A 12846-nucleotide genomic window follows, 5' to 3' on the forward strand; every position below is an offset into this window, starting at 1 on the left:
TATTACTTTTTTTTAGGCGGTACATATACACTTGATGCACGATAAACCTTATTGTGGCCAAATCGATGTTTGATATGATCCATCGCCTGATATAGTGCGAGCATCTCTTCCGTGTCTTCAAACAGATTGATTTGCAAGCTTCCCCGCACCAGTCCCGTAAAACGTATCCCGATCAACCGAATTCGCATCCGTCGATTATACAGTTTATCAAACAACTCATGCACGCAGCGGTTTAAGGTATGATCGGCCGATGTATAGGGGATTTGTGCTTGTTTGGTCTCCGTATCAAAGTTTGCATAACGTAATTTAACGACGACAGTTGAGGTAAGCCATTGTTCCGTACGCAATTGAAACGCTAGTTTCTCTACCATCCCTGTAATTAGCGTGCGAAGCATCGCTATATCGATTGTATCACGATCAAATGTATGTTCTGTAGAGATTGATTTTCGCTCCGTATAAGGTTCGACTGGTGTATGATCAATACCGTTTGCTTTTTTCCAAAGATCAATGCCGTTTTTACCGATCATCTGCTGAAGTACTTCGGCAGGCATTTCGGATAAGGTATGTATGGTACGTATACCGATGCGTGATAACAGTTGGAAGGTTTTATCGCCTACCATCGGTATTTTTTTTATGGATAGTGGGGCTAAAAAAGGTTTGATCTCATGTTGTCGAATTTCTCTTTTGCCGCTGGGTTTGACTTCTCCTGTGCCAATTTTAGCAACTGTTTTGTTGACCGATAAAGCAAAACTTACGGGAAGTCCGGTGTGTTTCGTAACATTCTGCATCAACTCCTGTGTCCATTGATAGGAACCAAAAAAACGATCCATACCCGATATGTCAAGATAATGTTCATCGACACTGGCTTTCTCTACTACTGGCGCTTTCTCTTGAATAATTTCTGTAACGGTATGAGATAAGCGGGAGTAAAGCTCCATATCTCCTTTGATGACTTTGGCTTGTGGACATAGGCGTAGGGCCATTTTGATGGGCATGGCCGACCGGACGCCATAATACCGAGCTTCGTAGGAGCAGGAGGCGACAACGCCCCGATCGCCTCCACCGATAATGACTGGAATTTTATCCAACTCGCTGTTTCTTAATCGTTCACAGGATACAAAAAAGGTATCCAGATCCATGTGTACTATCGTGCGCTCCATACATCCTCTGTTTGTAAAAATCTAAACAAAATTACATGTAATACTAAAAATATTAGTATAATTGTTGTTCAAAATTAGAACAATGTTGTACCACTTGGCTGAAAATATAAAGTACCTGCGTGCGCAAGTTGGACGATCTCAACAGGAGCTGGCAAATGATTTAGGAATTACCCGAACGCGTTATTCCAAATACGAATATGGCATGGCAGAGCCTCCTGTAGAATTACTGGTGAAAATTGCGATGTATTATAAACTCCGTATTGACGATCTGATATTGGTCGATTTACAACGAGCAAGACCTGTTATCGGTTGTACGGATATTCCTGTATCCAACTAAAACTTCGTTTGTTCAGTTCAAAATCGGCGGTGTTTTGTTTTATTAGCTTAATCTCTTCTACACCTTTTTCGAGTGTTTTCTTTAAGACGATATCGCCATTATCCGCAACTTGATAATCGAACGTGAAGTTATTCAAGGAAATAGTTTTTGCCGTTGTATCCGGTCGCGTCTCCTCGTAGTGAGCTTTATAGTATCTGTCACGGATAGTCACTTGATTTTCACCTTCAAAAATAAGATATGACCAATCCGAAGGAAGGGTATACAGTTCTGAATTTTTGTCTTCAATACGATAGATGCCGTAGAGGGGTGACTTTTTGAAGTAATGGTCCATCAGCTTTTGTCGGGAGAATAAACCCATAACCTGCGTAATTACAACGAAAGCAATAAAACCGATTTTAAGCCAAGGAGCTCCTTTCTTGAGCCATTTTTTTTGAAACACGGGGCGTGCTAATAGCTGGAGCTGAGCGGGCTCGCCTTTAAAAAAGAAATTGTTTAGTGGGCGGAGGTAAGGCAATAGCAAAAATATCGATAGGAAAAGCAAGGCTGTAGATAGTTGTTTTACAGGAACATCAAAAAAATAATTGATACTCATGATATTGATGCTTGTCGCGATGGTGACTAATGCACCTAGGACGAGTGTTCTTCTAAAAAGTAAGAAAGCTGCCGAAATTTCCACGAGACCCACGAAGATATTGTAACCTTTAGAAAACCCCATAAATGTCCAGGCTAATCCCATAGGAGAGAATTCGTTTAGCGGTTGCATCAGTCTGCTCAACCCGGGAGCGGGCATTTGGCTATGTGTCAATTTAATGGCGCCATAGTTGATCAGCATTAAAGCGATATAGTAGCGTATAAATAGCGTGAGCCAATAATACCCGATATCATAATTTTTCCGTTTACGATCAAGTAAAGACCAAATAGCGCTGCCAAGTAGCGCGAGAAGAAAAAGAACCAATAGTACTACCCAATCGTAGGAAGTGTCGCCACTGCCGTTGGTAAAAATAGCGTAGTCATATTGATAATGTAAAATATGTTTGGCAAACCAAGGCGTAAATTGCTGACTCAACGCTATAAAAGGTTTACTTATGATATTGAACAAGGGAAAAGTACCGTTGTTCTTCAGTAGAATAAACGAGAGAATAAAAATAAAAGAAAAGCGAAATCCAAGCTTTTTTAACGGTGACCAGACAGACGAATTTGCCAAGACAGGAGTATCCATAATTCAGTTATAATTTAACCCCAATTTAATAAGTATTTTATTAAAATTCTCCTATAAAGGAGAAAAAAGTATCATGGCGCATGAAACAGAAATCGCTTTCCAATATTTAGGTTGCCGTATGCTTTCGGTATATCCGCGAAACATAACACATAAGTAACAGTAATAAGGCTGCAATTAACACGTATCGAATTCCTAAATCTGCTGGTGTTTGAATTTTTCCGATTGTAGAAATCAAATAGCTGCTTAATGAAGTGAATACATAGACGAGCCCCCCGATTAAACCTCCAGCAACACCTGCATGTTCGGGAAATGTAAGCATGCTCTGCGTGAAAAATATGGTGTATAAAAAACCACTACAGATATGTATCAGAAAGGCGAAAGCGATGAAGAGATAGAGGTTTTGAGAAAACATACTCAGTATGGCTATTGTTATGCACAGCACAACTTGTATAGCGGAGGCGTAGAGGATGCGCTTGCTCATATCCAAGGAGCTCATCTTTTTGCTAACAATACCGCCAACCATCCAGGAAAAACCTAAGATTAGTGTGCAGTATCCGATAACAACGGCGCTGGAGTTTAATGCATTTTCGAGAACAAAAGGACCCGCAATATTGAAAACCATGACGACAGAATAACTGAGGCCGAGAATTACAATTCCAAGGATAAAAGACTCGTGCGATAGCATCAGCCTGTAGTTGGCGACCACTTCGCGGAGTTTGATTTTTTTGAACTGAGCAAGCGTCTCTCCGCTAATCAACAAATCAAGCACCAAAACTAATAGTGCATACCCCGCAATGAAGTAGAAATTGGCTTGCCAGTTAAAGTAGTGCTCGAGATACCCCCCCAAAAAGGGAGCTAGAATAGGGCCACAAGACCAGACAATGGTAAAATAACTAAGATAATGTTTACGTTGTTCCTGATCGTACATATCCACAAAGAAAGCTCGAGTTGAGATAACGACGAGCGAGATTGCTATTCCCTGTACAATCCGGAAAGCTGTAATCCATTGGATATCGTGTAGTTGTGTTATACCCAAACTCGTAAGGAAAACAATTGCTAAAGCAATTAATCGCGGTTTGTACCGTCCGAAGGCATCCAGCAGGTTCCCGACAAATAACTGCGCGATACCGTAACTTAAAAAATAAACGGTCAGGGTCGCCTGTATTTCATGCTCGGAAACATCGAGCGCTTTGGCCATCGATGGGAAAGAGGGGAGATAGATATCTGTCAGAAAACCAGATAATGGAATAGAAAAGAACGCTAACCGCGTAGCCCATTTGATCCGTGAAGGCGATGCATCTCTTAACATATACGAGTAATTTTTCAACAAACAAAGCTAGGCCAAGTTGTGGAAATAAGAGTTCGTAAGTCAAACAGATTATTGTAAAAATCAAAGAATATCCTGTTTGGGCTGTTGCCGAAATTGTAGCGGCGTCAAGCCTGTCAGTTTCTTGAAAAAATGATGAAAATGCGACGGTTGGTCAAACCCGAGCGTATAACCAATAGCAGAAACATCCCAAGCGGTGTAGAGCAAGAGACTTTTCGCTTCCAGGAGCATGCGACTCCGGATTAATGTTGATGTTGTTTTATTTGTTACGGCCTTGACTGAAGCGTTGAGGTGGTTAACGTGAACATGTAGTTGCTCTGCATAGTCCGCGGGAGTTTTTAGCTGTAGGGGATAGGCCGGAGAGTCTAAAGGGAACTGGCGGTTTAATAATTCATCGAAAAGCCGGTATATACGGGTGCTTCCTTTGGTTTCTTCGGGTTTGATGTCGTCCACACGGTGCATCAACACATGGTGAAGCAAGAGATTTACAAAACTACCGATGGCTTCATATTTATGCGGATAGTTCGATTTGGCCATTTCATACATCTGGCTGAAATAACTGCGAACGAGAGAGAGCTCCTCAGGTTCTAAAAAAATCAATGGTTTACTCCATTCTTTAAAAACAGATGTTTTATGCAGCTGATTGAAATGGACATACTCGGTGAGGAACTCTACATTGAATAAGCAAAAAAAACCGTGCTGGTCCAAACTATCACACTCCCAATAATAAGGGACGGATGGTGAAGGGATAAACAAAGCCGGTTTATCAATGTAAATAGCATGGTTACCATAGTGGAACATGCCGGTTCCTTGGATCAAGGATATTTTGTAGAAGTCACAGCGATTAAAAGGAATCTTAAAACTACAATATTTACGCATATTGATGTTGAAATGCGCTTCACCACAACGAATAGGATTGGTGTCGATCGGGTAAAACGCCGATGGACGCTCCCGATAATAATCATTAATAGTCTGTAACGTTGTGCTCATCCTTAATTATCCCTCAATAGACCAACTAGGCAGGTAACGCAAGAACGACATAATTTTTTCTTTATACAAGTCCATGTTCAATTTGTAGTAAAAAGCACCTTTCTTTGAGTGTTCTTTGTCCTTTTCGTTCAGTTTAATGAGTAGGTCAGAAGACAAAAGTTTTCGATTGAAATTCCGTTTATCTAATTCCGTATCGTAAACAGCCTCATAAAGTGCCGATATCTGTGGAATGGTGAATTTTTCTGGAAGTAGTTCGAATAGAATAGGATATAATGCAGCTTTGGTACGCAAGGCACGTTTCGCCACTGTAATCATATCCAGGTGATCAAAGATAAGCGTCGGATGTTTATTTACCGGAAACCACTTCGCCTCATATTCATCCGTAATAATATGGGTGTACTGTTTGGTATCGATCAATGCAAAATAAGTAAGACTCACGACACGTCCATATTTTTCCCGGTTAGGGTTTCCAAAAACCCCACATTGTTCCATGTAGACATTCTCCAGACCGGTCAATTTGAATAGGACATGAGATGCCGCTTCCTCCGGACTTTCATCCGCTTGCACAAAACCTCCCATTAAACTCCATTTATTGCGCTCCGGTTCCAGCCCCCTTTTAATAAGTAAAATCTGGAGAGATTCTCCATCAAACCCAAAGATAATGCAGTCTACTGCTAGTAAGGTTTTAGGCTCGCTTTTATAGAAATCCATAGTATTATTACGTCCAAAAATTTATGATTGGTTAGTGCTCTGCAAAGTTGCAAAATACAAACTTAACTTTAAAACTTTCCTATATACCTTGTGCTGTTACGGAAAATCACGCTTTATGAATTAAGCCATCCGCTAATCAACACAATTATTTTATACAAAAAAACAAAAAAAATTTTTGATTGTGAAAAATTAAATGTTAATTTGACACTAATTAATTTTTCAACCTGTTTAATCTGCGTAAGTGTCATAGATATAGCTTGTTGAAGTTAGTGGATCAATTGTAAATCAAAAAAATAAACCTGTATATAATGAATGAATACTATGTAGTGGGGGTAGATTATGGCACAGATTCCGTTCGGTCGGTGCTGGTTAGTACAAAAGACGGCCGAGAGTTGGCTTCTTCTGTATTTCATTATCCGCGTTGGAAAAAGGGTTTGTATAATAATCCTTCCGTTAACCAGTTTAGGCAACATCCGCTCGATTATCTTGATGGACTGCAAGAAACCATTAAGTCTTGTTTAGCCGCGGTTGCTCCTGAAATTGCGGCGCAGGTTGTTGCAATCTCAGTGGATACCACTGGTTCTACTCCGGTAGCGGTGAATAAAGCTGGAACACCATTATCGTTAACAGCAGATTTTGCGGAAAATCCCAATGCAATGTTTATTCTATGGAAAGATCATACCGCTACGCGAGAGGCAAAGGAAATTAATGACCACGCTGCTACTTTTGATACCGATTATTTAAAATATGTAGGTGGCGTCTATTCATCGGAATGGTTTTGGTCCAAGATATTACGCACATATCGGGTTGACGCAGCGGTGCGTGAAGCTACTTATACGTGGGTGGAGCATTGCGATTGGATTCCGTTTGTGTTGACGGGCGGAAACGACGCGGATGCGATTAAAAGAAGTGTTTGTGCAGCAGGTCATAAAGGACTGTGGTCGGAAGCTTTCAATGGGTATCCGCCTTCTGATTTTTTTGAAAGTTTAGATTCTTTGCTGACCGGGCAAGTAGAGCGCTTGGGTAAAGATACTTACGCTTCCAATACAGCTGTGGGGAACCTTTCGCAAGAATGGGCGACGAACCTTGGTTTATCAACGAATGTCGTGGTTGGGGTAGGCGCATTTGATTGTCATATGGGCGCGGTAGGCGGACAGATTGAGCCGTATTACCTCAGTAAGGTGATGGGGACGTCGACTTGTGATATCCTTGTTGCACCCAAACCATTGGATATTACGGTTAAGGGAATTTGTGGACAGGTTGATGGTTCGGTTATTCCTGGGATGATTGGATTAGAGGCGGGACAATCGGCGTTTGGTGATGCCTATGCTTGGTTCAAAAATATTTTGACCTGGCCGCTCAAGAATTTATTTGCTGACGATGCACAGCTGTTACAGGATGCCGAAGATAAATTACTAATCAAATTAAGTGCGCAAGCCGCTCAAGTGAAGCCTGATATTACGCATCCTTTTTCTATCGATTGGCTTAATGGACGTCGCACACCGTATGCGAACCAAAATCTTAAAGGTGCTTTTTTTGATGTTAATATATCTACTGATGCGGTGTTGCTTTATCGTGCAGTCGTCGAATCTACCTGTTTTGGTGCGAAGAAAATTGTGGAATGTTTTGTGGATCAGGGAATTCCGGTTAAAGGGATTATAGGCCTTGGTGGCGTGGCAAGGAAGTCAACGTTTATTATGCAAATGATGGCTGATGTTCTGCAAATGCCTATTAAGATTCACAGTTCGGAACAAACCTGTGCGTTGGGAGCAGCGATGTTTGCCGCAGTGGTTGCCGGTGTGCATCCTTCAGTCGAAGACGCTATGGTTGCTATGGGGCAAGGTTTTGATATGATCTACGAGCCAAATCCGGAAACAGTGAAGATTTATGCTGATCGGTATGCTAAATACAATAAGACAGCAGCACATTTAGAACAGAACTTATATCATGTATAGTCAATTAAAAAAGGAAGCTTATGAAGCCAATATGGAGCTTCCTAAGCTAGGGCTAGTTGTTTTTACTTTCGGCAATGTAAGTGTGGCCGATCATGACAAGAAGGTGTTTGCTATTAAACCTAGCGGTGTACCTTATGAGGATCTGAAGGTAGAAGATATGGTCATTGTTGATTTTGATGGACATATTGTTGAAGGAAGCTTGCGGCCTTCATCCGACACAAAAACCCATGCCGTATTGTATAAAGAATGGGCAAATATTGGTGCAATCGTACATACCCACTCGACTTATGGAACAGCTTGGGCACAAACAAACCGGGCTATTCCAATCTATGGAACGACGCACGCCGATCATTTGACCACCGATATTCCATGCGCGCCACCTATGGCAGATCACATGATTGCAGGCAATTATGAACACCAAACGGGTTATCAGATTATTGAACATTTTGTAAGTGAGCAGCTGGATTATGAAGAGGTGCAAATGATTCTTGTCGGTAATCATGCTCCATTTGCGTGGGGAGCTAATGGAAAGAAAGCCGTGTACAACGCGGCAGTGCTGGAGTACACAGCGAAACTAGCGTATCTGACCGAACAGATTAATCCGCAGGCTACGCGTATGAAGGGGTCTCTGATCAAGAAGCACTACGAAAGAAAGCATGGTAAAGATGCTTACTATGGACAATAATTAATATTAATAGATACTTAATAACGAACACTCATGTCATCATTGAAAGATTTAGAAGTTTGGTTTATCACGGGGAGCCAAGATTTATATGGAGAAGAAACGCTAAGACAGGCGGCATCACATTCCGAAGAAATTGCTGCATTTTTAAATAGCAATGCCACTATTCCTGTACGCGTTAAGTTTAAACCTATTGTACGGAATTCGAATGAGATTTACGATACAATTGTTGCGGCGAATCAGGATAAGAATTGTATTGGTATTATCACGTGGATGCATACCTTTTCACCGGCTAAAATGTGGATCAGAGGACTTCAAGCTTTACAGAAACCATTGCTCCATTTACATACACAATACAATAGAGATATTCCATGGAGCAGTATGGATATGGATTTTATGAATCTGAACCAAAGTGCACATGGCGATCGTGAGTTTGGGTTTATCGTGTCTCGGATGCGTATTGCGCGTAAAGTTGTAACGGGATACTGGCAGGATGCGGAAGTATTGGAGCGCATTAATATCTGGGCACGTGCCGCAGCAGCCTGGCAAGATTGGCAAGGTGCTAAATTTGTGCGCTTTGGTGATAATATGCGTTATGTTGCGGTTACCGAAGGGGATAAGGTGGAGGCTGAATTGAAGTTCGGTTTTTCAGTAAATACACATGGCATCGGAGATTTGGTGGCGGAGATTAATCAGGTCCAAGACGCCGAGGTGCAGAAATTGATCGCACTGTATGAAGCGTCCTATATTTTAGCCGATGATGTCAAAGAAGGAGGTGCGAACCGTGGACAGTTATACGACGCAGCAAAGATTGAAATCGGTTTACGTACGTTTTTGGAGAAAGGGAATTATAAAGGGTTTACCGATACTTTTGAGGACTTACACGGTATGCCGCAGTTACCGGGATTAGCTGTCCAACGACTTATGGCCGATGGCTACGGTTTTGCGGGTGAAGGGGATTGGAAGACACCTGCTATTGTTCGTGCTTGTAAGGTAATGGCTACGGGCTATGCAGGGGCAAATGCCTTTATGGAGGATTATACCTACCATTTTGACCCACAAAATGCGATGGTTCTCGGCTCTCATATGTTGGAAGTAGATGCCTCTCTTGCGGCAGAGAAACCGCGGCTTGAAGTGCATCCGCTGGGTATTGGTGGAAAGTCTGATCCCGCTCGTTTAGTGTTTAATGCAAAAGGTGGTGATGCCTTGAATGCCGCTTTAGTAGATATGGGGGATCGTTTTCGTCTCGTTGTCAACACGGTGAAAGGTGTCTCTGTAGAGGAGGACTTACCGAAGCTGCCTGTTGCACGTGTTCTTTGGAAACCTGAACCCGATATGCAAACAGCTTGTTCTGCCTGGATTTATGCTGGTGGCGCACACCATACGGTGTACAGCCAAAATTTAACGCCGGAATACTTAGCAGACTTTGCTCGAATTGCAAACCTAGAGCTGGTTTTGATCGATCAATCAACAAAATTAGATCAATTCGAGAAAGATTTGCGCTATAGTGAGGTGTACTATAAGATGCAAGGCTAACCATTATTCTATAAACCTATTTTTTAACTATGGAAAAGTTTGCAACAATAGATTATGTGATTTTCCTAATCTATTTTGTGGTCGTAGCGGGCTACGGCTTTTGGATTTACAATCGTCAGAAATCGACCACAGCGAGTAGTAAAGATTATTTTCTTGCTGAAGGCTCATTAACATGGTGGGCAATCGGAGCGAGTTTGATCGCTTCCAATATCTCGGCGGAGCAGTTTATTGGAATGAGCGGCAATGGCTTTACGGTGGGAATTGCCGTAGCGGCTTATGAATGGATCGCAGCAATTGCCTTGATTATTGTGGCCGTGTGGTTTATTCCGGTGTATCTTAAAAACAAGATATTTACAATGCCACAATTTTTGAAGCAACGCTATAACGAAACAACGAGTCTCATTATGGCGGTGTTCTGGCTGTTCCTATACATTTTTGTGAACCTAACATCGATCTTGTATCTTGGTGCACTGGCAATCAGTAACCTTGGTGGAGGTGCTTATTTTCACATTATTATGCTCGCTCTAGCTGTATTTGCTATTATTATTACACTAGGAGGCATGAAGGTAATCGGTTTTACAGATGTTATTCAGGTGGTTGTCTTGATTATTGGAGGTTTTGCTACGACCTACGTGGCGCTTACTCTGGTGTCCGAGCATTTCGGTATGGGTAAGGATGTCCTGGCAGGTTTCAAGCAATTGATGCAAGATTCCCCTAAACATTTTAACCTCATCGTCGATAAACCAACAGCAACCAGTACCCAGGAAGAGGTCAACAAATACCTGATGTTACCAGGAATCGGCATGTACCTGGCCGGCATTTGGATTGTGAATCTAAACTATTGGGGCTGTAATCAATACATCACGCAGCGCGCCTTGGGTGCCGATCTTAAGACCGCTAGGACGGGTATTTTGTTTGCAGGTTTCTTAAAGCTTTTGATGCCTATTATTGTTATGCTACCGGGAATTGCAGCGTACGTGCTGTACAAGAATGGCGCCTTGCAGGAAGAGATGGCGCCGGGCGGTCATTTTAATCCAGATAATGCATATTCAGCTATTCTAGGGTTTTTGCCAAACGGTATGAAAGGCTTGTCTTTAGCGGCATTGACGGCGGCTATTGTGGCTTCCTTGGCTGGAAAGGCCAATAGTATAGCAACTATTTTTACGATGGACATCTATAACAAGTACATCAATAAAGAAGCCTCAGAGAAAAGGCTAATCAATGTCGGGAAAATCACGATTATCCTGTCGATTGTTATTGCCGTTTTGTTTACCTGGGATGATTTGTTAGGGATTGGTGGTGCCGGTGGATTTACCTTTATTCAGAAGTATACTGGTTTTATCTCGCCTGGTATTTTTGCGATGTTTTTATTGGGAATGTTCTGGAAAAGAACGACGGGGTCGGCTGCAATTGCAGGTTTGATAACGGGCTTTTTACTTTCCATTGTATTTAATAATTATGCACCGGCATGGTTCGGAAATGAAACCTTTCTATATACAGCATACAAAAATGCGAATGGTGCTTACGAAATTCCGTTCCAGATATGTATGGGCTTATCCTTCCTTTTCACGATGATTGTTATGGTGGGAATCAGTTTATTCGGACCAAAACATAATCCAAAAGGGTTGGAGCTGGACAAAAAAATGTTCAAAGTAGAACCCTCTGTTATGGTCATGATAGTGTTGACTATTTTGATTGTGGGTGCACTTTATGTTAAGTTTTGGTAACTTGATGCGATTAAATTAAATGACCTTAAGAAGAAACCTATGATGAAAAGATTTTGTAGTGCCCTGCTCTTGGGTACAATTCTGGCATCATCATGCCAGCAAGGAGCAAAAAATACGTCAGAAAATACGACGCAGACGGAACCGCATGTTTTTGATACAACGATTGATGGTAAAGAGGTAAAGCTTTATCATATCGGTAATGAGAATGTACAGGTTGCGGTGACCAATTATGGAGCCCGCTTGGTACGTCTCCTTGTTAAAAACAAGGAAGGCAAATCAACCGATGTTATTTTAGGTTATGATCAAGCTGCGGCATTTAAAGAGCATGCGGATAATTTCTATGGCGCCGTTGTGGGCCGCTATGGTAACCGGATTGGAGACGCTACATTTACGTTAAATGGGGAAACGTATAATCTCGAAAAAAATGATGGTAAAAACTCATTACACGGTGGCACAAACGGCGTGTATAACAAGGTGTGGACCGTAGAAAATCAATCGGACTCCACGATTACCCTCGCTTACATCTCGCCGGACGGCGAAGCTGGTTACCCCGGGGAAGTGAAGATGAAAGTGACTTATTCCGTCGGAAAGGATGGGGATCTGGAGATTGACTACCATGCCGATACCAATAAAGAAACGGTACTTAATCTGACGAGTCATGCCTATTTTAACCTGAACGGTGAAGGCGATAGTACTATTTTAGACCATGTGCTTCAGATTAATGCGGATCAGGTTACCGAAGTCAATGAAACCTTAATTCCGACAGGTAAACAATTACCGGTAGCAGGTACTGCCTTTGATTTTAGAAAACCGAAAACTATCGGTGCAGATATTGAACAGCAAGATAGACAGTTGGAGTTAGGCAAAGGCTACGACCATAATTTTGTCCTCAATAAAGCAGCCGGCCTCCAAGAAGTGGCTAGCGTATATGCGCCTAAGACCGGCATTGAAATGAAAATTTTGACTACTGAACCAGGGTTACAATTTTATAGTGGAAATTTTATGGATGCTAATGGCCCACGGGGAAAACAAGGAAAGGCGTATCCTTTCCGTGCAGCAATCTGTTTGGAGACCCAACACTTTCCTGATGGTCCCAATCAACCCTCGTTTCCGTCGACGGTGCTGAAACCAGGAGAAACATATACCTCCAAAACGATATACCGCTTTGCGGTAAAACCTTAACTAAAACGGTGTGTAAAGGT

The 12846-nt window shown here is 42.0% G+C and carries 11 protein-coding genes; 6 read left to right on the forward strand and 5 right to left on the reverse strand.

The features are described from left to right. Nucleotides 1–2 precede the first annotated feature (2 nt). A complete protein-coding gene (gene dinB, locus B9Y69_RS08905) occupies nt 3–1160 on the reverse strand; it encodes a DNA polymerase IV (RefSeq protein WP_085472605.1) in 1158 nt (385 codons plus the stop codon). Between the two features lie 82 nt (nt 1161–1242). On the opposite strand from dinB, the gene B9Y69_RS08910 reads away from it, so the two are divergent. After that, nucleotides 1243–1497: a helix-turn-helix transcriptional regulator gene (locus B9Y69_RS08910; protein WP_085472606.1), complete on the forward strand. Its 255-nt coding sequence runs from the start codon at nt 1243–1245 to the stop codon at nt 1495–1497. Here B9Y69_RS08910 and B9Y69_RS08915 read toward each other — a convergent pair. The 4 genes from B9Y69_RS08915 to B9Y69_RS08930 all read right to left on the reverse strand — a co-directional run bounded on the left by B9Y69_RS08915 (nt 1463) and on the right by B9Y69_RS08930 (nt 5744). After that, nucleotides 1463–2716, reverse strand: coding sequence for a hypothetical protein (locus B9Y69_RS08915; RefSeq protein WP_085472607.1), 1254 nt, complete (start codon nt 2714–2716; stop codon nt 1463–1465). The genes B9Y69_RS08910 and B9Y69_RS08915 overlap by 35 nt on opposite strands. 106 nt (nt 2717–2822) lie before the next feature. Beyond that, complete coding sequence (locus B9Y69_RS08920; protein WP_085472608.1) at nt 2823–4025, reverse strand: MFS transporter; 1203 nt, start codon at nt 4023–4025, stop codon at nt 2823–2825. Nucleotides 4026–4106: 81 nt separating this feature from the next. Beyond that, nucleotides 4107–5033 carry a helix-turn-helix domain-containing protein gene (locus B9Y69_RS08925; protein WP_085472609.1) on the reverse strand — a complete coding sequence of 309 codons (927 nt, stop codon included), beginning with the start codon at nt 5031–5033 and terminating at the stop codon, nt 4107–4109. Nucleotides 5034–5039: 6 nt separating this feature from the next. Next, a complete protein-coding gene (locus B9Y69_RS08930; RefSeq protein ID WP_085472610.1) occupies nt 5040–5744 on the reverse strand; it encodes an NUDIX hydrolase in 705 nt (234 codons plus the stop codon). A gap of 308 nt (nt 5745–6052) precedes the next feature. Between B9Y69_RS08930 and B9Y69_RS08935 the strand changes: the two genes are divergently transcribed. Genes B9Y69_RS08935 through B9Y69_RS08955 form a run of 5 tightly spaced genes read left to right on the forward strand, consistent with a single transcriptional unit; the run spans nt 6053 to nt 12826 of the window. Further along, nucleotides 6053–7699, forward strand: a complete 1647-nt coding sequence (locus tag B9Y69_RS08935; protein WP_085472611.1) for a ribulokinase — start codon at nt 6053–6055, stop codon at nt 7697–7699. Next, a complete protein-coding gene (locus tag B9Y69_RS08940) occupies nt 7692–8384 on the forward strand; it encodes an L-ribulose-5-phosphate 4-epimerase (RefSeq protein WP_085472612.1) in 693 nt (230 codons plus the stop codon). The genes B9Y69_RS08935 and B9Y69_RS08940 overlap by 8 nt, the downstream gene beginning before the upstream one ends. Nucleotides 8385–8417: 33 nt before the next feature. Continuing rightward, nucleotides 8418–9917 carry an L-arabinose isomerase gene (araA, locus tag B9Y69_RS08945; RefSeq protein WP_085472613.1) on the forward strand — a complete coding sequence of 500 codons (1500 nt, stop codon included), beginning with the start codon at nt 8418–8420 and terminating at the stop codon, nt 9915–9917. Nucleotides 9918–9946: 29 nt separating this feature from the next. Further along, nucleotides 9947–11644, forward strand: coding sequence for a sodium:solute symporter family transporter (locus tag B9Y69_RS08950; protein WP_085472614.1), 1698 nt, complete (start codon nt 9947–9949; stop codon nt 11642–11644). Between the two features lie 39 nt (nt 11645–11683). Continuing rightward, nucleotides 11684–12826, forward strand: coding sequence for an aldose epimerase family protein (locus B9Y69_RS08955; RefSeq protein ID WP_200811770.1), 1143 nt, complete (start codon nt 11684–11686; stop codon nt 12824–12826). Nucleotides 12827–12846: the final 20 nt, after the last annotated feature.

This window comes from Sphingobacterium psychroaquaticum, assembly GCF_900177625.1.
Taxonomy (GTDB): Bacteria; Bacteroidota; Bacteroidia; order Sphingobacteriales; family Sphingobacteriaceae; genus Sphingobacterium; species Sphingobacterium psychroaquaticum.

Excerpts from the sequence above, each read along its gene's own strand:
- dinB (WP_085472605.1), bottom strand. The coding sequence starts at position 1,160 with ATGGAGCGCACGATAGTACACATGGATCTGGATACCTTTTTTGTATCC.
- B9Y69_RS08910 (WP_085472606.1), top strand. The coding sequence starts at position 1,243 with ATGTTGTACCACTTGGCTGAAAATATAAAGTACCTGCGTGCGCAAGTT.
- B9Y69_RS08915 (WP_085472607.1), bottom strand. The coding sequence starts at position 2,716 with ATGGATACTCCTGTCTTGGCAAATTCGTCTGTCTGGTCACCGTTAAAA.
- B9Y69_RS08920 (WP_085472608.1), bottom strand. The coding sequence starts at position 4,025 with ATGTTAAGAGATGCATCGCCTTCACGGATCAAATGGGCTACGCGGTTA.
- B9Y69_RS08925 (WP_085472609.1), bottom strand. The coding sequence starts at position 5,033 with ATGAGCACAACGTTACAGACTATTAATGATTATTATCGGGAGCGTCCA.
- B9Y69_RS08930 (WP_085472610.1), bottom strand. The coding sequence starts at position 5,744 with ATGGATTTCTATAAAAGCGAGCCTAAAACCTTACTAGCAGTAGACTGC.
- B9Y69_RS08935 (WP_085472611.1), top strand. The coding sequence starts at position 6,053 with ATGAATGAATACTATGTAGTGGGGGTAGATTATGGCACAGATTCCGTT.
- B9Y69_RS08940 (WP_085472612.1), top strand. The coding sequence starts at position 7,692 with ATGTATAGTCAATTAAAAAAGGAAGCTTATGAAGCCAATATGGAGCTT.
- araA (WP_085472613.1), top strand. The coding sequence starts at position 8,418 with ATGTCATCATTGAAAGATTTAGAAGTTTGGTTTATCACGGGGAGCCAA.
- B9Y69_RS08950 (WP_085472614.1), top strand. The coding sequence starts at position 9,947 with ATGGAAAAGTTTGCAACAATAGATTATGTGATTTTCCTAATCTATTTT.
- B9Y69_RS08955 (WP_200811770.1), top strand. The coding sequence starts at position 11,684 with ATGATGAAAAGATTTTGTAGTGCCCTGCTCTTGGGTACAATTCTGGCA.